The sequence below is a fragment of the Bacillus sp. FSL K6-0255 genome, from assembly GCF_045040725.1.
Taxonomy (GTDB): Bacteria; Bacillota; Bacilli; order Bacillales; family Bacillaceae; genus Bacillus; species Bacillus subtilis.
On record NZ_CP150278.1, the window covers coordinates 3,338,909 to 3,361,066 of the forward strand.

The window sequence follows — 22,158 nt, forward strand, 5'->3', positions numbered from 1 at the left end:
TTTCTCAGCCGATATATAGTACATCCACACATTACGTTTTTAAAGGAGACCACTATATGCGACTGACGATTTCCCGCAAATTCAGCCTGGTATTTTTGACACTGATCCTGATCAATTTACTTGTAGGCGGAATAGGCGTTCTTAATATGCAGCATATCATTCAAAAAACAGATGAAATCAACACAAAATGGATTGACGGCATCAAAGGAATCACTTCAATTAATTATGTAACCGAGCACCTGTCTTCTAAAGAAAAGGACTTTCTGATTTATACAGACAAAAGCAAAATGGATACACTTGATCAAGAAATGAATCAAATCATGGAAGACATTAACCAAAAGCTCGATAACTACGAAAAAACGATCTCTACTGATAAAGAGCAGAAACTGTTCGAGCAGCTTCAAACTGAAGTGAATACCTATATGGATATTCATGCGCAAATTATCGAAAGCGGCCGCACGAATGACATGGACAAAGCAAGAGGTTTATTGGTTCAGACTGAGGCCAGCTTTGAGGATATGAAAAAAACAATCACTCAGCTTGTTGACTTAAATCAAGAAGGCAGCAACACAGCGGTAAAAGAAACGAAGGCCGTCTATCATAAAGGGCTCATTTACACTGCTTTGCTTGTGGCAGCTTCGATCCTCATCAGCATTTTCATCTGGCTTTATATCACGCGAAACATTGTAAAGCCTATCATTCGCATGAAGGAATCTGCCAATCATATTGCCGAAGGCGATTTGTCGAACGATATGGAGCCGCTCAACTCAAAAGACGAGCTGGGTGATCTGAATGAAGCGCTGCAAAAAATGGTAGGGAATCTGAGAGATATTGTCGGATATTCTAAAGACATATCAAGCCGGGTTCTTTCTTCTTCACAGGTGCTTGCAACCGCAACGAATGAAACAAGATCCGGCAGCAAACATATTACCGAGACGATGAACGAAATGGCTGAGGGCTCTGAACAGCAGGCCCAAGACGCGGTGACGATTGCCGAATCGATGAATGAGTTTACCGAAAGCATTGATAAAGCCTATAATCACGGCATCACCATCAGCGATACGTCTCAAAACGTTCTCGAACTCGCGGTAAGCGGAAACGAAAATATGGATACGTCATTACAGCAAATGAAAACCATCCATCATATTGTTGAAGAAGCCGTGCATAAAGTGAGATCACTTGAACAGCATTCTCAGGATATTAACAAGCTCGTTCAAGTCATCAACGGAATTGCCGAGCAAACGAATTTGCTGTCCCTTAACGCCGCAATTGAAGCTGCCCGCGCAGGAGAAAGCGGCAAAGGCTTCGCCGTTGTGGCAGAGGAGGTCAGAAAGCTGGCTGACGGCGTTTCTGATTCCGTGCAGGATATTACCCGGATTGTAGGCGGGACACAGCAAGAGATCCACACTGTCATTACGTACTTGGAAAGCAGCTTTACAGAAGTCGAAAAAGGAACGGAAAACCTGACAGACACCGGACAGGCTATGCGGCATATCAAGCAATCCGTCACCCATGTTGCAGACAGCATTAAGGAAGTAACGGATGGCCTGAAACAGTTAACAAACCAATCGATTACCATCAATCAATCGATTGAAAATATCGCTTCTGTATCCGAAGAGTCGGCCGCCGGCATTGAAGAAACATTTTCAATAACCGAGCAATCCGCCCATTCGATGGATCAAGTGCTTCAAAATGCTGAAGAGCTTGAGCAGCTTGCGAAGGAGCTTAATGAGAAGATGGGTCAGTTTACGATTTAAATAGAAAAAAGAGGCTGGACTCCAGCCTCTTTTTCTATTCTATGCAGCTGATTGAACATGTTTCGCCCCGGTTCTTTTTTTCTTCACCGGACTTAATGCCCGCTCCAGCCAAGCCATGAGCAAATCCGCCCCTACCGCCATCACCGCAGTTGGTATCGCTCCGGCTAGAATAATTGCAGTTCCGTTTGTTGCGTTTGAGCCGCGTACGATCATGTCCCCAAGGCCTCCGGCACCGACAAATGTGCCGATCGCTGTAATTCCGATGGCAATGACGAGAGCCGTGCGAAGGCCCGCCATAATGACAGAAAGTGCGAGCGGGAGCTCAACCATTCTGAGCACTTGGAATTTCGTCATGCCCATTGCTTTTCCCGATTCTAAGTAGGCATGCTCAATACTGATAATGCCTGAGTACGTGTTTCGAATAATCGGCAGCAGGGAATACAGAAATAATGATAGAATCACGGTATTTGCGCCGAGCCCCATAACAAGCATTAAGACGGCCAGCATAGCGAGCGCCGGGATTGTTTGAATAACGTTTGTTACGGCAAACACCCAGGCTGACAAACGGCGAAAATGCGCGATGAGGATTCCGACCGGAACCCCGACGACAGCGGCAAACAATACGCCGTAAGCCGACATGAGAAAGTGGCGGCTGAATTCATCCATGACGTAACTGCCATTCTGCGCGTAATACGTCATTAACTGTTCAAGCACGTTCATTGACCTCTTCCCCCTTTCACGATTCGAAGTAGTGATGTTTTTCTAAATATTCCTTGGCAACGACAGACGGTTCTTTGAGATTGCCGTCGACTTCATAGTTAAGCTCCTGCATCATGGCTGTGTCGATTTTTCCGAGCATTTTCTTGATGATGCCTTCAAGCTCAGGATGTTCTTTGAGCACCTTTTCCGGAACAACCGGAGAACAGTCGTACGGCGGGAAAAATTGTTTGTCATCCTTTAGCATTTTGAGACCATAGGACTTGATTCTTCCATCGGTTGAATACGCAAGCACAATGTCCATTTTTCCGCTTTTCACCGCGTCGTACACAAGGCCGATCTGCATCGGATACGTGCCGCCGAATGTCATGCCGTAGGTTTTCGTAAAATCCTGATAGCCGTTTCCTTTGAGCTTCATCCAATAGTTATCAACGCCCAGCTTTAATTGCGGCGCCCATTTTTTAACGTCTGATACGGTCTCTAAATGGTATTGGTCGGCCAGCTCCTTGCTGACTGTAAAGGCATATGTATTATCAAACCCGTAGGAGTCATACCACTTTAAATCATATCTTTTTTTAAACTCCCGCTGAGTAAGCGCCAGCGCTTTGTCCGGGTCTTTTTCCGGTTGCATTCTCAGCGTGCCTGTCAGCGCGTCTCCCGTATATCTTGTGGCCGCAATGTCAATTTCCCCGTTCATTAAAGCCTGCTGCTGCACCGCGTTGGAGCCAAGATTTTTAATCGTTGTTGTTTTGAGATCAGTATGGTGTTCGATCAACTGGCCAAGCATGCTGGCGATGATTTCTGATTCGCTCATGCTTTGCGCGCCGATTTTAATGGTCTGGTCTGCAGCAGCGCTGAGACCAGGAAGCGAACAGCCGCTCAGCGTCAGCGTTGCCGCAAGTGCTAAACCTATCATTAATTTGAGATATTTTCTTTTCATGAGCCGCCTCCTTATGACAATTCCTTCAATCTCTGCATGCCGGCAGGTGTCAGTTTTCGTTCAGCAACTGCCAGCACATAATCAATCACAATTGCCAATATCGTGACAGGTACCGCGCCCCCGATGATATATTCCGGCTGATATAAATTCAGTCCGATAAAAATGTAATCACCCAATCCGCCGCCTCCGATAAAGGAAGCAAGCGTGGCCCAGCCGATTAAGTAAATCGTCGATGTTCTGATTCCCGCCATGATCACTGGTGCGGCAAGCGGCAGCTCCACCAAGCGGACTTGTTCAGCCGGCGTCATTCCTATTCCTTTACCAGACTCGAGCAGATTTTTGTTGACGCCGCGAATGCCGGTATACGTGTTGCGAAGAATCGGCAATACGGAATAGAAAAACAAAGCCACAATGGCCGGAACCTTCCCTACACCAAGGAGCGGGATAAAAAAAGCGAGGATGGCCAGACTCGGCAGCGTCTGAATGATATTGACAATGCCGATAATGGTGCCGGCTCCTTTTTTCATTCTGGTAAGCACAACCCCGAGGGGGACGGCAACCAGCACACCTAAGATCACAGCAATGAGCGATATCGTAATATGCTCGTATGTTTTATAAAGAAGCTCTCCCCCATTGGTTTGCAAAAATTGAACAATATGATGCATGACTTATCGCCCCTCCCTATGACAATGCTGCGAGCTGCTTTTCTTCTCCCCAGAGGGAGTCATACACGATGTCGACCAGACTTGCCCTCGTCACAATTCCGATCAGGCGTCGGTCTTCATCCACAACGGGAACATATTTGACACCCCGTTTTAAAATTTTGCGGACCGTGTCGCGCAGCAGTGTGCCGCCCAGTACTGTGTATATATCTTCATGTAAAACTTCACTGACGAGATTGGCCTTTTTCCGGCATTGATCAATGATTTCAACATCGACATAGCCTTGCAGAACGCGCTCGTCATTGACGACCAGCAATGAATCGACCCGTTCCTGCCTCATCAGCTGAATGGCCTCAGAAAGCGTTTTATCCGCGGTGATCGTTACAGGCTGTGTGTTCATAATCTGGTCAACCCGTTCAACATCCGGGCTGGATGACTGAATCAGCCGCTCCTTGCCGATAAATTCCTCAACAAATTCGTCTGCCGGATTTCTTAAAATGTCATCGGGCGTTCCAACTTGAACGATTTCTCCCGCTTTTAAAATCACAATCCGGTCTGCCAGCTTAATCGCTTCATCCATATCGTGGGTAACAAATACGATGGTTTTATGTAAGGTTTTTTGCAGTTTTTTAAATTCTTCCTGGAGGGAATCCCTCGTAATCGGGTCGAGTGCCCCAAACGGTTCATCCATTAAGATAAGCGGCGGCTCCGCGGCAAGTGCCCGTAATACACCAATTCGCTGCTGCTGCCCCCCGCTTAATTCATGAGGGTAACGGTCTACATATTCTGGCCCCATATCGACCAATTTTAAAAGCTCACGCGCCCGCTCTTTCCGCTGCTGCTCCGGCCATTTCAGCAGTTTTGGGACGAGTGAGATATTCTGCTGAATGGTCATATGGGGAAACAGGCCGATCTGCTGAATCACATAGCCAATTTTGCGCCTGAGCTCTACAGGATCCTGGTCCATGATGTTTTCGCCGTCAATGAAAATCTTCCCGGCGGAAGGCTCAATTAATCGGTTAATCATTTTCATTGTTGTCGTTTTTCCGCAGCCGCTCGGCCCGATAAAGCAGATAAATTCGCCTTTTGCAATCTTAAGATTTACGTTGTTCACGGCTTTTTTGCCGCCCTTGTATGTTTTCGAGACATTTTCTAATGTCAGCAAACATCGCACCTCCAAAATTAAGTTTATTCAATTTGTTCAGTTTAAATTTAATTTTTCAGACAATTGAATGCTTCCCATTATAGAATAAAGTTTATAAAATAAAAAGTTTACAATTTGTTCATATTATTTATAAAGTATGTGTAAACGCTGATTTACCCGCATTGACGTGTGTTGATCTCCTTATTGCTCCAATTTCCTGCCAAATTCTCTTTTGACAGCATTTTCGCCGTATCAAAAATGTGGTATATTGACATCGGAATTGTTAGCTGAAAGGATGAAACCGTTGGAGAAAGATCCGTTAACGATCATTGAACAAGCCGAGGACCATTTTATAGAAAGAATCGCGGAAAACATGCATGCATTTGGAATGCCCTCTACCGTCGGACGAGTGCTGGGCATTATTTATATGAATCGAAAACCGATGACGCTTACGGAATTATCTGAGGCCACCGGCATGAGTAAAACACGTATGAGCCAGGTAGTGCGGGAAATGCTTGATGCCAACATTGCCGAGAAGGTATTCGAAAAAGGCGTGCGAAAAGATTTATATGAGGTTGAGCAGGACTACTATCAAACATTTATCACGCTGTTTTCAGCCACCTGGAGCAAAGTCGTCAGCAAAAACAAAATGATGCATAAAAAACTCAATCGGGAGCTGCTTAGCGTGTTGGATGAAGAGCTTACTCCTGAAGCGGAAGAAAAAGTGAATGAGCTGCTGAAGGAATTAAAGGAATGGCTCGATTATTATAATTGGCTCAGCCGTTTGATTGAGTTTTTTGAGAGCGAAGACATTTTTAAATATGTGCCGAAGCCGTAAAAAGTTCCCAAATTCAATTCTGGGAACTTTTTTAAGTCCAATCCAAATGGTTGAATATCAAACTTCAAGAAAACAAACAAAATAATGCATAATTTACATTAATTTATTAATTATCCATTTTTTGTTGATTATTCTGACTAGCTATTATATAATCTTTTTGAAATGATTATATTAGCTTAGAGGAGGTAATCTACATCAAAAAAAAGGGAATTATTACTGTAATGACTATATGTTTCCTATTATTTTCTTCTTATTACTTTAGCAATATTTCACCTCAGAATCCACTGTTCAAAAAAAATTTTTTGCAACAATTGTCTCCCCAAGGCTTTGGCTTTTATAGTAAAAGCCCTACAGAAGAAAACATTTCATTTCACACAAAAGAAAATTTAAAGTTACCTAATGCACTTCCCAATAATTTTTTTGGGATAAAAAGAGAAGGAAGAGTTCAGGCAATAGAATTAGGCAAAATTGTAGAGAATATCGATCCAAAGAATTGGAAAACTTGTGAAAACAACAACTCCTGCACAAATTTAGAGAAACAAATAAAGCCTATTAAGGTTATAAAAAATGAAGATTATATACATCTTAGCAAAGGAGAATACCTAATATATCGCCAAAAACCACTCTCATGGTATTGGATAGACTTTAAGCAAACTACCTCTTTTGAAAGAAAGGTGCTAAAAATAAAAATAGTATGAAGATATTAAATAGTTTAGAAGGTTATATTGACACCTATAATCCATGGAAAAATACATATGCACTTTTTAGAAGTTTACTTGGTTTCTCAACATTACTAGTACTATTATTCAATAGTACTGATATTTTATTTAGTTATAGTGCAAATAATGTCACATGTGAAAATGTCTATATCCCTACCGCTTTTTGTTTTGCTAAAGAATATAGTATCAATTTTGAGATTATAAGATACTTAATGATTTTTATATTAACCTTAGTGGTTATAGGGTGGAGACCTAGATTTACCGGTTTATTTCACTGGTATATTTGCTATAGTATTCAAACTTCAGCTTTAACTATCGATGGTGGAGAGCAAATTGCAACTGTTCTTTCTTTTCTTATATTACCTGTTACATTATTAGATTCAAGGCGAAATCATTGGAATATAAAGAAAAACAATAATGAATCTTTCACAAAGAAGACAGTATTGTTTTATATAATGACAATAATTAAAATTCAAGTTTTTATCATTTATTTAAACGCAGCTTTAGAGCGATTGAAAAATAAAGAGTGGGCAGAAGGAACAGCAATTTACTATTTCTTTTCTGATCCGGTGTTTGGATTACCTGAATATCAACTTAACTTAATGAATCCACTACTTGAAAGCAATTTTATTGTTGTCATCACTTGGTTAGTAACTATTTTTGAGTTGTTCTTAGCAGCAAGCATAATTTCAAATATCAGAATAAAGAGAATTGCCCTTGTTTTGGGAATATTATTTCATATTGGGATAATATTCAGCATTGGTATTGTAAGTTTTGGCTTGATCATGATATCAGCATTAATTATATATCTGCATCCTGTACAACAAAATATCACTATGAATTGGTGTTCTCCTTTATTTAAATATATATATGTAAAAGGAAAGAGAAATTTCAAAAGAATAGGAGGTGAATCAGTCAAGTTTCTTACAAAATTGTTTCATAGCTAACATTTAGATAATGGAGAAATAACTTAATGGAGGTATAATAATTTGAAAAGTAAATTACTTAGGCTATTGATTGTTTCCATGGTAACGATATTGGTTTTTTCATTAGTAGGACTCTCTAAGGAGTCAAGTACATCTGCTAAAGAAAACCATACATTTTCTGGAGAAGATTACTTTAGAGGACTTTTATTTGGACAAGGGGAAGTTGGTAAATTAATTTCAAACGATTTGGACCCTAAACTCGTAAAAGAGGCAAATAGTACAGAAGGTAAAAAGTTAGTAAATGATGTAGTCAAATTTATAAAAAAAGATCAACCACAATATATGGATGAATTGAAACAATCGATTGACAGCAAAGACCCTAAAAAACTCATTGAAAATATGACCAAAGCAGACCAACTTATCCAAAAATATGCTAAGAAAAATGAAAACGTAAAATACTCTTCTAATAAAGTTACTCCATCTTGTGGGCTTTATGCCGTCTGTGTAGCAGCTGGATATTTATATGTTGTGGGCGTTAACGCAGTTGCATTACAAACGGCTGCCGCAGTAACAACTGCAGTGTGGAAATACGTTGCCAAATATTCCTCTTCAGCTTCTAATAATTCTGATTTAGAAGCGGCTGCTGCAAAAACCCTAAAATTGATTCATCAATAATCCATTATAATTGAGTGTCTTGCGGATTGCTCCGCAAGACACTTTTTCAACGTGAACCGTTTAATTTTTTGTAATAATGATATGAAGCTAGTGTTGAAATAACTAATGCTAGAAGAACTAGCACAATCATAATAAGAATTATATATTCTCCTGTAAAAAATGAAAGAACAGCTATTATAAAACCACACACTACAAGTACTTTAGAGGCAAAGCGATTTCCCAGTTTCCAAACAGTCTCATCTTTTAATGTCCAAGGTGTCCTCAATCCAATAAGATGGTTTTGTTCTGCTAGCTGCATAGAATTTCCACCAATAATTAAAAAGATACCAACACCAAGCCCTATTATTAAATCAATATTCACTTCGTATCCTAAACTTATCAATAGAGTTGAGAGTTGTAAAATATATAAAAGGATTAACATATTATTAGAAGCTAGGAAAAGCAATGCTTTATTTTTTTGTGTAGACTTAATAGTTAACATATAAAAAGTAAGATAATAAATAAGCATAACAACAGGTATAATAAATATTGTTAAAGGTTTAGATACAATTGCAGCCGGTTTATTTCCTGACCATTGTATCGGTATTTCTTCTGGAAGGTATTGATATAATATAATTGAAGTCAAGAAACTCAAACATACAATAATTATGGAAATTATATTTTTCTTCATAAATCGTTATCCCCTTTATTTATAAAGTTAAGCATCCAATTTATTGAGTCTTGAAGTACTGTTGTATTTAGAGAGTAATAAATAAATTGTCCTTTGCGATGGTCACTTATGACTTCCGCTTGCTTTAAAATATTCAAGTGGTGCGAAATACTCGGTTTGCTGATATTAAAATGCTCAGCAATATCTCCCGCAGTCATATCCCCTCCTTTTAACAAATCCAAAATTTTTCTCCTTGTTGGATCTGATATAGCTTTGAAAACATTATTCATAGCGTTTTCTCCTTTACAAAAAAACATTTAGACATTTAGATATTTGTATAAATGTATTATTTTCATTATAACTTGAATTTTTTTAAAAACAACCCTCAAATTGGTTATAATATCTGATTTTTGTATTTTTTCAAATACTCGGATAATCCCAACGCTGGAAAATATGTTTAACAGATACTAACACATGTTGTTTATTTAAAAAAACCACCTCTGTTGTATTTAAATAGAGGTGGTTTTTCTATCAGCTATAATAAAATTTCCTTTTTTCTTTTTAATCGGGCTTAATGCTCGTTCAAGCCAGCCCATGACCAAATCGGCAATCACCGCCATCAGAGCTGTGGGGATCGCTCCCGCTAATATAATCGCGGTTCCGTTTGTGGCGTTTGATCCTCTGACGATGATGTCCCCGAGACCGCCAGCACCGACAAATGTCCCGATGGCCGTAATGCCGATCGCAATGACAAGCGCGGTGCGCAGGCCGGCCATTATGACAGAAAGCGCAAGCGGAAGCTCGACCATCCGCAGCACTTGAAATTTTGTCATCCCCATTGCTTTTCCCGATTCAAGATAGGCGTGCTCAATACTGATAATCCCTGTATACGTATTTCTGATAATCGGCAGAAGAGAATACAGAAATAATGACAATATCACCGTATTAGCGCCCAGCCCCATGACAAGCATCAGCACGGCGAGCATGGCGAGAGCCGGGATGGTCTGAATGACATTCGTGACCGCAAAAACCCATCCGCTTAATCTTCTGTATCTGGCTATCAGGATGCCGAGCGGAATTCCAACAATGGCGGCAAATAAAACGCCATACACCGACATCAGAAAATGGCGGTAAAATTCCTGCAGCACGTAACCGCCGTTTTGCGAATAGTATGTGCCAAGCTGCTGTAGTACTTCCATATGATCCACCTCTTTTCTTAGTCAAAATAATGATGTTTCTCTAAAAATTCCTTTGCTACGACAGACGGCTCCTTCAGCTTGCCATCCACCTCATAATTAAGTTCCTGCATCGTTTCCGTGTCGATTTGCCCAATCAGCTTATTGATCACACCTTCAAGTTCCGGATGCTCCTTAAGCACCTTTTCCGGAATCACCGGTGAACAGTCATACGGCGGAAAGAAACGCTTATCGTCTTTTAAGATTTTCAGATCATATGCTTTAATCCGTCCATCCGTTGAATAAGCCAAAACCGCATCCATTTTCCCGTTTTTGACTGCGTCATAGACTAGCCCGATCTGCATTGGATAAGTTGTGCCGAACTCAAAGCCATATGTGCTGACAAAGCCTTTATACCCGTCGCCTTTTCGTTTCAGCCAAGCATTGTCGACGCCTAATTTATATTGGGAAGCATTTTTCTTCAGGTCAGACACGGTGTTAATATGCTCCTTTTCCGCAAACTTTTTTGTTACGGTGAAGGCATATGTGTTATCAAAGCCGTAGGAATCAAACCATTTATAAGAAAAGCGCTTTTGAAACTCGTTCTGCACAATGTTCAGCGCTTTTTTCGGATCTTTCTCCGCTTCCTTGCCGAGGGTGCTTGTTAAATCTGTTCCGGAATAGCGCGTGGCTGAAATATCAATGTCACCGCCCAGCATCGCTTGGTGCTGAACATAGTTTGAGCCGAGGTTTTTCACTAAAGCAGTATTCAAATCTGTATCATGTTCAATAAGCTGCGCGATCATATTCGCTACAATTTCTGATTCTGTCATGCTCTGCGCCCCGATTTTGATCGTATCGTCAGAAGCGCCGCCTAGACCCGGCAGAGAGCAGCCGCCTAGCAGCATGACAAAGACGAGAGCAAACGCGCCAAGCCATTTGATTTTTGTCATTTTCAACAGTGCCAACTCCTTACGATACTTCCTTCATCCCTTGCAAGCCTTTCGGCGTCACCTTTCGTTCTGTCACAGCCAGAACATAATCAATAATAATTGCCAGAATTGTGACAGGCACGGCACCGCCAATGATATATTCAGGCTGGTATAGGTTCAGTCCGATAAAAATATAGTCCCCGAGGCCGCCTCCCCCGATAAACGACGCAAGTGTCGCCCAGCCAATTAGGTAGATCGTTGATGTGCGGATCCCCGCCATGATGATGGGAATCGCCAGCGGGATTTCAACGAGCCGAATCTGCTCCCAGCCGGTCATGCCAATTCCTTTCCCCGATTCCAGGAGGTTTTTATTTACACCTTTAATGCCGGTATACGTATTGCGCAGGATCGGCAGTACCGAATAGAAAAATAAAGCGACAATCGCAGGCACTTTTCCTACGCCGAGAAGCGGAATAAAAAAGGCTAAAATCGCCAGACTCGGCAGGGTTTGCACAATGTTTACGAAACCGATAACCGCACCTGCGCCTTTTTTCATTCTGGTAAGAGCAACGCCGAGCGGCACTGCAACGATAATGCCCAATACAACGGCTATGAGTGAAATATATAAATGCTCTCCTGTTTTATACAGCAGCTCTCCGCCGTTCGTTTGCAAAAAAGTCATCATTTGATTCATCTTAAAAGAGCTCCTCCCCTGGTCAGATCGTCATGAGCTGGTTTTCCTCGTCGCCCCAAATGGAATCGTATACGATATCAACGAGGCTCGCTCTTGTCACAATCCCTGCTAAATGGTTCTGTTCATCGACCACCGGAACATACTTGATCCCCTGCTTCAAAATTTTTCGGACTGTATCGCGAAGAAGCGCCCCTTTTTGAACGGTATATATATCTGAACGGTATACATCGCCAACGATGCTCGCTTTTTTGCGGTTTTGATCAATCATTTCCACATCAACATAGCCCTTCAGCACGTTTTGCCGGTCCACAACGAGCAGCGAGTCAACACGTTTTTCTCTCATCAGCTGAATCGCCTGAGAAAGCGTTTTGTCCGCAGATACCGTCACCGGCGTTCTGTTCATCATTTGCTCTACCCGCTCGATATCCGGTCTTGACTGAATCAGGCGCTCTTTCCCGATAAATTCTTCAACAAACTCATTTGCCGGGTTTCGAAGAATCTCATCAGGTGTGCCGACTTGAACGATTTCTCCCGCTTTTAATATCACAATCCTGTCAGCAAGCTTAATCGCTTCATCCATATCGTGGGTTACAAACACAATCGTTTTGTTTAAGGTTCTCTGCAGTTTTTTGAATTCTTCCTGAAGGGAATCACGCGTAATCGGATCAAGCGCTCCGAACGGTTCATCCATTAAAATGAGAGGGGGTTCCGCTGCCAGGGCGCGCAGCACGCCGATTCTCTGCTGCTGTCCGCCGCTGAGCTCATGCGGATAACGGTCTAAATACTCTGGGCCCATATCCACAAGCTTTAACAGCTCGCGCGCCCGTTCTTTCCGTTTTTCCTCAGGCCATTTCAGCAGCTTTGGTACGAGTGAGATGTTCTGCTGGATGGTCATATGGGGGAACAAACCAATCTGCTGTATCACATAGCCGATTTTTCTCCTCAGCTCAACCGGGTCCTGTTCCATAATATTTTCTCCGTCGATAAAGATCCTTCCAGACGATGGTTCTATCAGTCTGTTGATCATCTTCATCGTCGTCGTTTTTCCGCAGCCGCTCGGGCCGATAAAACAGATAAATTCACCTTTTGCAATATCTAAATCAATGCTGTTCACAGCTTTTTTGCCGCCTTTATATACTTTTGACACTTGTTCCAATTTCAGCAATCCGTGCACCTCCGCAGGTTTCCTTTAAATTTTCTGAAAAGTATAATCCTTATTATAGTTTGAACTTTGTAAAATAAAAAGTTTACAATGTGTTGAAATTATATGTTATTTATAGATTATTTATTGTTATGACCGAGACGGAAAGGGTGTTCTTACAATTACTCCGGATACCTCCCACTTCCTCTGCATTCAGCTATTTTCAACACCAGGAAGAAATATGATATATTGACACCATCAATTGCCATTTGAAGGGATGATCAGCTGTGAAAAAAACCGCTCTCGACATCATTGAACATGCTGAAGAGCATCTCATTGAGAAGATTGCCGAAAATATGCATACGTTTGGAATGCCTTCAACTGTCGGACGTGTGCTCGGAATTATTTATATGAATCGAAAACCAATGACCTTAAGCGAGCTCTCTGAGGCAACGGGCATGAGCAAAACACGGATGAGCCAGGTTGTCCGGGAAATGATCGATGCCAATATCGCCGAAAAGGTGTTTGAAAAAGGCGTACGAAAAGACCTTTATGACGTCGAGCAGGATTATTATCAAACCTTCATTTCTTTATTTGCGGCGAATTGGACAAAGGTCGTGAGCAAAAACAAAGTGCTGTATAAAAAATTAAACCGGGAGCTGAGTGATCTTTTACAAAGGGACGGGCTTACCCCGGAAGCGGAAGAGAAAGTCAATCAGCTGCTGAATGAATTAAAAGAATGGCTTCATTACTATGATTGGCTGAGCAGGTTGATTGAATTTTTTGAGAGTGAGGAAGTCTTTCGGTATGTGCCGAAAACAAAAGAATGCAGCTCTCTAAAATAAGAGAGCTGCTTTTTGCATCATGAAGTTAAGACCGGAAACATGCCTTTCAGCCCGGCACCAATCATCCCGACCGCAACCACGGCTAAGATTAATCCCATCAGTCTGGTAATCACATTCATCTCGGTTTTTCCGAGTTTGCTGCTGATAAAAGCAGAATAGTGGAAAAAGAGAAAGGTCAGGGCAATAACGGCGGCTATGCCGATCATGACAGCCGCATAATGACCAATGCCGCTATGTCCGGCGGAAAGGCTCATCACTGTTGCAATCGTTCCGGGCCCAGCAATGATCGGAATGGATAAAGGTGTGACTGATATATCCGCTTTTTCCTTGCTTTCCTTATGTTCATCATGGTGAAGAGATTGCACGTGCGATTCTTTCGCATTCAATAGATTATAGGCAATGCCGAAAATGAATATGCCGCCCGCCACTCGGAGCGCGTGAATGTTGATATCAAACAGTTTAAAGATAAGATGACCGAAAACCAAAAAAGCTGCGAGAATAAAAAAGGATAAAATAGCTGCCTTCCGGGCAATCGCTTTTCTTTCCGCTGCAGTATAGCCTTCTGTCAGCGTCAGAAATATCGGTACGTTTCCGATCGGATTCGATACTGCGAATAAAGAAATGAAGACGTGAACGATAAATGAGAACATCATATACCTCCTTGTTGATAGTCTCTGCACAGGAAATAGAATGATTCTCCACCCTTTTACCCGGAGGCGATTTCCCGGTAAACCTTTATAGCCTGTCAGAAACGCGCCATGCTACAATGAAGTGACAAATTGAATAGGAAGGACGTATACAGATGTTCAAAAAAATTGCGGCAGATGCCTTGGGCTTATCTGATATCGGAAAAATTATCGAACCTCAGGACTATGACAAAACAGACGCAGATGACTATGTCATGCATGAAGATAATGAGAAAATTTATTTCTTGATTAAAACAAAAGCAGACGAGTATTGCTTTACGAACCTGGCCCTGATCCATGTGGACGGCGAACGCGCCACTTCCTCAAAACGAACGTTGAAACGCTATCCTTATTCGCAATATAAAATCTCTGACGTTTTTCTTGAAACTGCCGGAAAAGTGGATTTGGATGTTGAAATTAAGTTCAAGCTGGGCGGTGAACAATTCGACATTGATGTCCACAAAGACCAGATTGAAAAGTTAAAAGACCTTTATAAAGCACTGCTTCGCATCGCTGAAACAACCTATGAAAATGACATTTTAATCAATCAAGCGGAGCAAAGCTTAGATAAAGCAGTGACGATTCTTCACCATACCCGCCCTGAGCACGTCAATATTGAAACGCAATACAAAGAGCTGACCGAATTCGGATTCACTTGGCTGACATCCGTTCGCTCGCAGTATCATATTAAGGATTTTGGGGATGTATTTGAGAAATATATTAATAACTAGATAAAAAAAGACACAGCTGCTATCGTGCTCGTGTCTTTTTTTGTATGAATATTGATTACTTTACAACTTTTTTCTTTTATAATAAAACTATTAGTCTATTTTCCCTATATTACAGATAAAGGAGTTATTTTATGTATTGTCCTCAATGCGGCCATCAAACAGATGGCGGAAATTTTTGTGAGAAATGCGGATCACCGCTCCCCGGTCAATCAGGCCACCAGCATGCAGCTCAAACTGGAGCCGCTGCAAAGCAAGCAGCAAAACAGTTCGGTTCATTTGTCTTATCCGTCCTGAAACGCCCTTATCAGGAATGTAAAGCAACAGGCGGAGAACAGCTGATCAGCGCAATCATTACGATGGTTCTTTTCAGTTTGCTGACCCCTTTGATGTTTTATATTCTTTTTTCAGACGGTCCCGGAAGCGTAAGCTTTACAGCAATCTTCTTAGAGCCAACCATTTATTTTATTTTATTTCTATTTGGCCTGCATGCATGCATCTTTTTCGCCCTGAAAATCGCGGGAAACCAAGTGTCTTTCAAGGATTCATTCTCAAGATTCGGAGCATTTCTTATTCCTTTTACGGCTATTTTGATTCTTGCCCTTTTCTTCTTTTTATTACATACAGACATTTGCTTTACCATATTAGCCGTTGGTTTAATCGGTGCATTCTTCGCCATTCCTCCTGCGATGCTGAGCAGTTACCAGCATTCATATAAAGGGAAGGTTGATTTCATTTACTCAACGATTGTGATTTATCTGATCATCTGCGTTACATGTCAGCTTATTATCGAACACTATGTCAAAGAAATTTTCCGTTATATGCTCTTTTAAAAACAACCCCATCACCTGCTGGTGATGGGGTTGTTTTATTGAATAGACGTTAAGTAAATTCTTCCGTTCTTCACTACGCCGGTGTAGGTCCAGTTATATGTTCTGAGCTTTGGACTGCCGCCTGATTTTGTGATATAGAATTCTTCATACGTCTTAATCGTGATAGCCGACCCATTTTGGCTCCAGCTTTTCACTTCATAGTTATTAAAGTCTTCTGTTGTCCCCTCTTTATTTAATTTCGACACGAGATGCTGCTGGTCGGAATAAAGGGAACTGCCTTTTTCAAGGCTGTCTTCCATCAGTGAGAAATTATTTTGATTCACGGCATCTGCCTGACTTTGCAGATAACTGCCCATAAATAATGTCACTTGTTCATCTGTAACATCGCCGCTTGCAGAGCTTTCACTGCCTTTGTTTTTCGAGCCAGCCCAGGCGGAAGTGTATGTCTCTGGTTTATCATTTTTGATTTTCTTTATATTTGTGCCTGCAGATTCGAATGTTGATTCTGCATCTTCGAAAATCCACTTTTTCTGTTTTTTATCATATGAAAGAAGATATTCATAACTCGGACTGTCGTCAGTCATTTCAGACTTTGTATAGTCGTTATACGAAGAAGACTGGTGAAGTTCTTTTCCTGTTACCGATACCTGCCACGTTCCGTCGTTTTTCTGAGAGAGGGCAAATGTGTCCAGGTCAAAATCAGTTTCCAAGTATCTATCTTTTAAGTATGAATCCGCGCTTTTCATAGAATCGACGGTGTCCTTCGTCTCCGCCTTCCAATTGGCACTTGCCTCTGTCATCTGGGCTGTATTCCCATCAGATAGAGCTTTGGAGTATTGTTTTGTTGTTTTGACAATTGTGTTCATAATCTGTTCCTGTGTATCTTGATCAGGAATTAACGTTAACTCCATTTCTTTATCATCGATCGGAACGCCGGCAGTTTTTGTTTTTCCCCACGGAAATTCTGCCTCGACTGAAGCTGTCATTGATCCATCTGTCAGCAGCGGACCATATGTTACGGATTTGAACGGATCTTTATGAATTGATTTACCGTTAATCAGCAAATCTCCCTTCCCGCTCTTGATGTCATTCGCTAAGCTGAATGTCACATCGTCTGCTTCCAATGAGAGATCAACACGAAAGCTGCTATCGCCAATCGCCTGAATGTCTTCCTTTTTCACAAGGTCAACGACATCGTTTTTCAGTTTGGCTGAGACTGTATATTCGCCGGGAATGTACGGACCAAGGGTTTGTGCTTGATCTGCTTTCTTTACAGATCCGGCTTCCTCTTTATTGACATATAGATCGGTATTTTTATAATTGCTGCTCACTTCAAAATAAACAGGTGCTACCTTTAAGTCATAATGGTCAAATACCAGCAGGCTTTTCCCGTCTTTTTCCGCATATACGATATCCTTCTGGGCTGTTTCATCACGCAGCGATGCAAAAAGTTCATCTTTTTTGTCTGGATGATCCTTCAAATATGTAAGAAACGGTTTTACATTATTTTTAGTGAGTTTAAGATTGTCATTTACCGGTGTAAGCAGAGTCGCGATTTGGTCCTGATCCCCATCATTTACGGCCTGTTCAAACTTGTCTACTAACCTATCCTTTGAAGTAAAATACGCTCCGGTTTTATATGCGGCGAATAATATAACGCACGCCGCGGCAATGCTGCTCCATAAAATGATGGTTTTCTTAGGGATCGGTTTTCGCGGAGCCTGCCTCGTTTCTGCAGTGCTAGCTGTTTCTTGATTTGCCTGTTTGCTGCCCCCTCCGATCGGGGTGCCGCATTGTTTACAAAACTTGGCTCCTTCATTATTCTGGGAGCCGCAATTCTTACAAAATAACATGACTTTCCTCCTATTCTACTAATTTGATAACATTTACTGCTTTTCATATTTTATAATAAAACAGAATGAAATTGGGAACGAATGAAAAAATTAAATGTCTATCAGACTAAAAAGGTGGAATGAATATGCAAAAGCTCAGGATTGAATTAGGAGAAGAAACAAATGACGAATTATATGATCTATTGCTGCTCGCCGATCCATCGAAAGACATTGTAGATGAATATCTTGAGAGGGGAGAATGTTACACAGCTTGGGCCGGTGATGAGCTTGCAGGGGTTTATGTATTGCTAAAAACAAGGCCGCAAACAGTTGAAATTGTAAATATTGCGGTAAAAGAATCTCTTCAGAAGAAAGGCTTTGGCAAACAGCTTGTACTTGACGCCATCGAAAAAGCGAAGAAGCTGGGGGCGGACACGATTGAAATCGGAACGGGGAATTCGAGCATTCATCAGCTTTCCCTCTATCAAAAATGCGGATTCCGCATTCAGGCGATCGACCACGATTTCTTTCTCAGACATTATGATGAGGACATTTTTGAAAACGGGATTCAATGCCGCGATATGGTAAGGCTTTATTTGGATCTCTGAAAGCATAAAAAAGCCGCCGAGAGAAAATCCCGGCGGTCTTTTTATTACTTGTTTAAGTTGTAGAAAGAGTTGATACCGTGGTATTGAGCAGTTTCAGCCAACTGATCTTCGATGCGAAGAAGCTGGTTGTATTTCGCAACACGGTCCGTACGAGACGGAGCACCTGTTTTGATTTGTCCTGCGTTTGTTGCCACAGCGATGTCAGCGATTGTGCTGTCTTCAGTTTCACCAGAACGGTGAGAGATAACAGCTGTGTAGCCTGCGCGTTTCGCCATTTCGATCGCATCGAATGTTTCAGTCAATGTACCGATTTGGTTTACTTTGATCAGGATAGAGTTGCCTACGCCGTTTTTAATACCTTCAGAAAGTTTTTTCGTGTTTGTAACGAAGAGGTCGTCACCAACAAGCTGAACTTTTTTGCCAAGACGCTCAGTAAGAAGCTTGTGGCCTTCCCAGTCGTTTTCGTCAAGTCCGTCTTCGATAGAGATGATTGGGTATTTAGAAACAAGCTCTTCATACCAGTCAACCATTTCAGCAGATGTTTTCACAACGCCTTCGCCAGACAGATGGTATTTGCCGTCTTCTTTGTTGTAGAACTCAGAAGATGCAGCATCCATAGCAAGTTTAACTTCTTCGCCAGGTTTGAAACCGGCTTTTTCGATTGCTTCAACGATTGTTTGAAGCGCTTCTTCGTTAGAACCAAGGTTTGGAGCGAATCCGCCTTCGTCACCTACAGCAGTGTTTAAGCCTTTTGCGCTTAATACTGATTTCAGGCTGTGGAAGATTTGAGCGCCCATGCGAAGTGCTTCACGGAAGTTAGGAGCACCTACAGGCATGATCATGAATTCTTGAATATCCACGTTGTTATCAGCATGCTCTCCGCCGTTTACGATGTTCATCATCGGTACAGGAAGCGTTTTTGAGTTGAATCCTCCAAGGTATTGGTAAAGAGGAATCTGTAAGAAATCAGCAGCAGCACGCGCACAAGCCATAGATACGCCAAGGATTGCGTTCGCACCAAGTTTGCCTTTGTTTTCAGTACCGTCAAGCTCGATTAAAAGCTGATCGATTGCGTTTTGTTCAGTTACATCAAAGCCAAGAAGCTCTGGAGCAATGATTTCGTTTACGTTGTTAACAGCTGTTAACACGCCTTTTCCAAGGTAACGGTCTTTGTCGCCGTCACGAAGCTCAACCGCTTCGTATTCACCTGTAGAAGCTCCGCTTGGCACTAATGCGCGGCCGAAAGCTCCTGTTTCTGTATATACTTCAACTTCAACTGTTGGGTTGCCGCGGGAGTCTAATACTTCGCGTGCATAAACATCAACAATGTATGGCATGAGTTTTGTCTCTCCTTTTGATTTTCAAATTATTTTTGAATTAAAGATGTTCCTGTCATTTCTTTCGGTTTTTCAACACCAAGAAGGTCTAATAACGTTGGTGCAAGGTCGCCTAGGATTCCGCCTTCACGCAGCGTAATGCCTTCTTTCGTTACAATCACAGGGACTGGGTTTGTTGTATGCGCAGTGTGCGGTTCGCCTGATTCTGTAATCAGAATGTCAGCATTACCGTGATCAGCGGTAATGATAGCGTGTCCGCCTTTAGCAAGGATCGCGTCAACGACTTCGCCCAAGCATTCGTCCACTGCTTCAATTGCTTTAATTGTTGGTTCAACCATTCCGGAGTGGCCGACCATATCAGGGTTTGCGAAGTTAAGAATGATCGCGTCATGCTTGTCAGCTTCAATTTCTTTGACAAGCGCGTCCTTCACTTCATACGCACTCATCTCAGGCTTCAAGTCATACGTTGCAACTTTAGGCGAGTTGATGAGAATACGCTCTTCACCCGGGAATTCAGCTTCACGGCCGCCGCTCATAAAGAACGTGACGTGCGGATACTTTTCAGTTTCTGCAATTCGAAGCTGTTTTAACCCGTGCTGAGATAATACTTCTCCGACTGTGTTATCAAGATTTATCGGTTTAAACGCTACATAGCCGTCAACTGTTTCACTGAAGTGAGTCAGGCAGACGAAATACAGGTTCTTTGGATAATTCTCGCCGCGGTCGAAGTCACGGAAGTCTTTGTTTGTGAACGTGTTGGAAATCTGGATGGCGCGGTCCGGTCTGAAATTATAGAAAATCACAGAATCGCCGTCTTGGATTTTCGCAACAGGCTCACCGTTTTCTTTTGTGATGACAGATGGAATCACGAATTCATCGTAGATACCATTTGCATATGAATCATCAACAACATCCAGGGCGCTGCGGTAAGATGGGCCTTCGCCGTACGCCATTGCGCGGTACGCTTTTTCTACACGGTCCCAGCGTTTGTCGCGGTCCATAGAGTAGTAACGTCCGGAAATGCTGGCGATTTCACCTACACCGATTTCCTTGATTTGATCGTTCAACTGGTTGATGTACGTTTTCGCTGTCTGCGGACCTACATCACGGCCGTCAAGGAAGCCATGGATATAAACCTTTGTCAGCCCTTCTTTTTTCGCAAGCTTTAACAGTGCGAATAAATGGTTGATATGGCTGTGCACGCCTCCGTCAGATAAAAGACCGAACAGGTGCAAGGCTTTGTTGTTTTCTTTCGCGTTGCTGATCGCGTCAAGGAATGTTTGATTGCGTTCGAACTCTCCTTCGCGAATGGCAACATTTACGCGTGTTAAGCTTTGGTACACAATTCGTCCCGCACCGATATTTAAGTGACCTACTTCGGAGTTCCCCATTTGCCCTTCAGGAAGACCTACAGCCTCGCCTGAAGCAGTCAATGTTTGATGAGGATACTGGTTCCAATAGCGGTCAAAATTCGGTTTTTTCGCTAAAGCGACTGCGTTCCCTACTGTTTCGTTACGTAATCCGAACCCATCAAGAATGATGAGTGCAGCTGGTTTTTTACTCATATTGACCTTCCTCCAATAATTGAACGAATGACTGTGGCTCAAGGCTCGCGCCGCCGACCAAAGCACCGTCAATATCGGACTCTGCCATATATTCTTTAATGTTTGCAGGCTTTACGCTTCCGCCATATTGGATGCGAAGCTTGTCTGCAGCTTCTTGGCTGAAGCTTTCAGCGACGGTTTTACGGATATGCGCACACACGTCATTCGCATCTTTCGCTGTAGAAGATTTGCCTGTTCCGATTGCCCAGATTGGCTCATACGCAATAACAGAAGCAGCAACTTGTTCTTCAGAAAGACCAGCAAGGCCTTTTTTCACTTGGTCAGCAACAAGATCATTTGTTTTGCCGGCTTCACGCTCTTCAAGCGTTTCACCTACACAGATGATCGGCACAATGCCGTGTTTGAAAGCTGCGTGTGCTTTTTTGTTAACTGTTTCATCAGTTTCAGCGAACATTTCACGGCGCTCAGAGTGGCCGATGACGCAGTAGTCAACGCCAAGGTCTTTCAGAGCAACCGGGCTGATTTCACCTGTGAACGCGCCGCTTTCTTCGAAGTGCATGTTTTGAGCGCCGACTTTTAGGTCAGTGCCTTTAACAGCAGAAGCAAGCTTTTCTAAGAAAAGCGCTGGCGCGCAAACAACAGCTTCAGCTTTGTCTGCTGCTGGAATGGAAGATTTCACTTCTTCAACGAAGCTGACAGCTTCGCCGAGTGTTTTGTTCATTTTCCAGTTACCGGCGATAATTGGTTTTCTCATC

At 42.3% G+C, this 22,158-nt stretch carries 24 protein-coding genes; 9 read left to right on the forward strand and 15 right to left on the reverse strand.

All coding sequences use genetic code 11. The features are described 5' to 3' along the window. Positions 1 to 56: 56 nt before the first annotated feature. Positions 57 to 1,757, forward strand: coding sequence for a methyl-accepting chemotaxis protein (locus tag MHB62_RS17465; RefSeq protein WP_032722526.1), 1,701 nt, complete (start codon positions 57 to 59; stop codon positions 1,755 to 1,757). 39 nt (positions 1,758 to 1,796) lie between these two features. Here MHB62_RS17465 and opuBD read toward each other — a convergent pair whose 3' ends face one another. The 4 genes from opuBD to opuBA are packed head-to-tail and all read right to left on the reverse strand — an operon-like array spanning position 1,797 to position 5,241. Beyond that, positions 1,797 to 2,477: a choline ABC transporter permease OpuBD gene (opuBD, locus tag MHB62_RS17470; RefSeq protein WP_032722528.1), complete on the reverse strand. Its 681-nt coding sequence runs from the start codon at positions 2,475 to 2,477 to the stop codon at positions 1,797 to 1,799. A 16-nt stretch (positions 2,478 to 2,493) separates the two neighbouring features. Next, entirely contained in the window at positions 2,494 to 3,414 is a 921-nt protein-coding gene (gene opuBC, locus MHB62_RS17475) for a choline ABC transporter substrate-binding lipoprotein OpuBC (RefSeq protein WP_032722530.1), read from the reverse strand. Between the two features lie 11 nt (positions 3,415 to 3,425). Further along, on the reverse strand, positions 3,426 to 4,079 hold the full coding sequence (gene opuBB, locus MHB62_RS17480; protein WP_003228370.1) for a choline ABC transporter permease OpuBB: 654 nt from the start codon (positions 4,077 to 4,079) through the stop codon (positions 3,426 to 3,428). Between the two features lie 16 nt (positions 4,080 to 4,095). Beyond that, a complete protein-coding gene (gene opuBA, locus MHB62_RS17485) occupies positions 4,096 to 5,241 on the reverse strand; it encodes a choline ABC transporter ATP-binding protein OpuBA (protein WP_003242811.1) in 1,146 nt (381 codons plus the stop codon). Positions 5,242 to 5,524: 283 nt separating this feature from the next. Between opuBA and MHB62_RS17490 the strand changes: the two genes are divergently transcribed. From MHB62_RS17490 to sdpC, 4 genes are all read left to right on the forward strand, one after another. Continuing rightward, the gene (locus MHB62_RS17490) at positions 5,525 to 6,058 is read left to right on the forward strand and encodes a GbsR/MarR family transcriptional regulator (protein ID WP_003243347.1); all 534 of its coding nucleotides are present in this window, start codon (positions 5,525 to 5,527) and stop codon (positions 6,056 to 6,058) included. 221 nt (positions 6,059 to 6,279) lie between these two features. Further along, positions 6,280 to 6,756: a sporulation-delaying system protein SdpA gene (sdpA, locus tag MHB62_RS17495; RefSeq protein ID WP_009968174.1), complete on the forward strand. Its 477-nt coding sequence runs from the start codon at positions 6,280 to 6,282 to the stop codon at positions 6,754 to 6,756. After that, entirely contained in the window at positions 6,753 to 7,724 is a 972-nt protein-coding gene (gene sdpB / locus MHB62_RS17500; RefSeq protein WP_003228363.1) for a sporulation-delaying protein SdpB, read from the forward strand. The genes sdpA and sdpB overlap by 4 nt, the downstream gene beginning before the upstream one ends. A gap of 42 nt (positions 7,725 to 7,766) precedes the next feature. Beyond that, entirely contained in the window at positions 7,767 to 8,378 is a 612-nt protein-coding gene (gene sdpC / locus MHB62_RS17505) for a sporulation delaying protein SdpC (protein ID WP_003243360.1), read from the forward strand. A gap of 46 nt (positions 8,379 to 8,424) precedes the next feature. On the opposite strand, the gene sdpI is transcribed toward sdpC, so the two are convergent. The 6 genes from sdpI to opuCA form a co-directional block, all read right to left on the reverse strand. Then, the gene (sdpI, locus tag MHB62_RS17510) at positions 8,425 to 9,048 is read right to left on the reverse strand and encodes an immunity protein SdpI (RefSeq protein WP_003228357.1); all 624 of its coding nucleotides are present in this window, start codon (positions 9,046 to 9,048) and stop codon (positions 8,425 to 8,427) included. After that, positions 9,045 to 9,317, reverse strand: coding sequence for a sporulation delaying system autorepressor SdpR (gene sdpR / locus MHB62_RS17515; protein ID WP_003243541.1), 273 nt, complete (start codon positions 9,315 to 9,317; stop codon positions 9,045 to 9,047). Before sdpR ends, sdpI begins: the two co-directional genes overlap by 4 nt. 219 nt (positions 9,318 to 9,536) lie before the next feature. Next, the gene (gene opuCD, locus MHB62_RS17520; RefSeq protein ID WP_003244403.1) at positions 9,537 to 10,226 is read right to left on the reverse strand and encodes a glycine betaine/carnitine/choline/choline sulfate ABC transporter permease OpuCD; all 690 of its coding nucleotides are present in this window, start codon (positions 10,224 to 10,226) and stop codon (positions 9,537 to 9,539) included. A 17-nt stretch (positions 10,227 to 10,243) separates the two neighbouring features. Next, positions 10,244 to 11,155: an osmoprotectant ABC transporter substrate-binding lipoprotein OpuCC gene (gene opuCC, locus MHB62_RS17525; protein ID WP_003228350.1), complete on the reverse strand. Its 912-nt coding sequence runs from the start codon at positions 11,153 to 11,155 to the stop codon at positions 10,244 to 10,246. 19 nt (positions 11,156 to 11,174) lie between these two features. Next, positions 11,175 to 11,828 carry a glycine betaine/carnitine/choline/choline sulfate ABC transporter permease OpuCB gene (gene opuCB, locus MHB62_RS17530; RefSeq protein WP_003228349.1) on the reverse strand — a complete coding sequence of 218 codons (654 nt, stop codon included), beginning with the start codon at positions 11,826 to 11,828 and terminating at the stop codon, positions 11,175 to 11,177. Between the two features lie 22 nt (positions 11,829 to 11,850). After that, the gene (gene opuCA, locus MHB62_RS17535) at positions 11,851 to 12,993 is read right to left on the reverse strand and encodes an osmoprotectant ABC transporter ATP-binding protein OpuCA (protein ID WP_003243370.1); all 1,143 of its coding nucleotides are present in this window, start codon (positions 12,991 to 12,993) and stop codon (positions 11,851 to 11,853) included. A gap of 263 nt (positions 12,994 to 13,256) precedes the next feature. Here opuCA and opcR point away from each other — a divergent pair, with 263 nt between their 5' ends. Continuing rightward, positions 13,257 to 13,814 carry an opuC operon transcriptional regulator OpcR gene (opcR, locus tag MHB62_RS17540; protein WP_003244093.1) on the forward strand — a complete coding sequence of 186 codons (558 nt, stop codon included), beginning with the start codon at positions 13,257 to 13,259 and terminating at the stop codon, positions 13,812 to 13,814. A 17-nt stretch (positions 13,815 to 13,831) separates the two neighbouring features. Here the strand turns inward: opcR and MHB62_RS17545 are convergent, their stop codons facing one another. Next, the gene (locus tag MHB62_RS17545; protein ID WP_010886614.1) at positions 13,832 to 14,467 is read right to left on the reverse strand and encodes an NAAT family transporter; all 636 of its coding nucleotides are present in this window, start codon (positions 14,465 to 14,467) and stop codon (positions 13,832 to 13,834) included. 149 nt (positions 14,468 to 14,616) lie between these two features. On the opposite strand from MHB62_RS17545, the gene MHB62_RS17550 reads away from it, so the two are divergent. Both MHB62_RS17550 and MHB62_RS17555 read left to right on the forward strand, forming a co-directional pair. Further along, positions 14,617 to 15,231 (forward strand): PH domain-containing protein, encoded by a 615-nt coding sequence (locus MHB62_RS17550; RefSeq protein WP_003243118.1) that lies wholly within the window; start codon positions 14,617 to 14,619, stop codon positions 15,229 to 15,231. A gap of 131 nt (positions 15,232 to 15,362) precedes the next feature. Next, positions 15,363 to 16,061: a zinc ribbon domain-containing protein gene (locus tag MHB62_RS17555; RefSeq protein ID WP_019712408.1), complete on the forward strand. Its 699-nt coding sequence runs from the start codon at positions 15,363 to 15,365 to the stop codon at positions 16,059 to 16,061. A 35-nt stretch (positions 16,062 to 16,096) separates the two neighbouring features. Here the strand turns inward: MHB62_RS17555 and MHB62_RS17560 are convergent, their stop codons facing one another. Next, on the reverse strand, positions 16,097 to 17,914 hold the full coding sequence (locus tag MHB62_RS17560) for a zinc ribbon domain-containing protein (RefSeq protein ID WP_003228338.1): 1,818 nt from the start codon (positions 17,912 to 17,914) through the stop codon (positions 16,097 to 16,099). Between the two features lie 119 nt (positions 17,915 to 18,033). Between MHB62_RS17560 and MHB62_RS17565 the strand changes: the two genes are divergently transcribed. Further along, positions 18,034 to 18,501 (forward strand): GNAT family N-acetyltransferase, encoded by a 468-nt coding sequence (locus MHB62_RS17565; RefSeq protein WP_003228335.1) that lies wholly within the window; start codon positions 18,034 to 18,036, stop codon positions 18,499 to 18,501. 44 nt (positions 18,502 to 18,545) lie between these two features. Here MHB62_RS17565 and eno read toward each other — a convergent pair whose 3' ends face one another. From eno to tpiA, 3 genes are read right to left on the reverse strand one after another with little or no spacing between them, the layout of a single operon-like run. Continuing rightward, on the reverse strand, positions 18,546 to 19,838 hold the full coding sequence (gene eno, locus MHB62_RS17570; protein ID WP_003228333.1) for a phosphopyruvate hydratase: 1,293 nt from the start codon (positions 19,836 to 19,838) through the stop codon (positions 18,546 to 18,548). A 29-nt stretch (positions 19,839 to 19,867) separates the two neighbouring features. Then, positions 19,868 to 21,403, reverse strand: a complete 1,536-nt coding sequence (gpmI, locus tag MHB62_RS17575; RefSeq protein WP_003228330.1) for a 2,3-bisphosphoglycerate-independent phosphoglycerate mutase — start codon at positions 21,401 to 21,403, stop codon at positions 19,868 to 19,870. Further along, complete coding sequence (gene tpiA / locus MHB62_RS17580) at positions 21,396 to 22,157, reverse strand: triose-phosphate isomerase (protein ID WP_003243394.1); 762 nt, start codon at positions 22,155 to 22,157, stop codon at positions 21,396 to 21,398. Before tpiA ends, gpmI begins: the two co-directional genes overlap by 8 nt. Position 22,158: the final 1 nt, after the last annotated feature.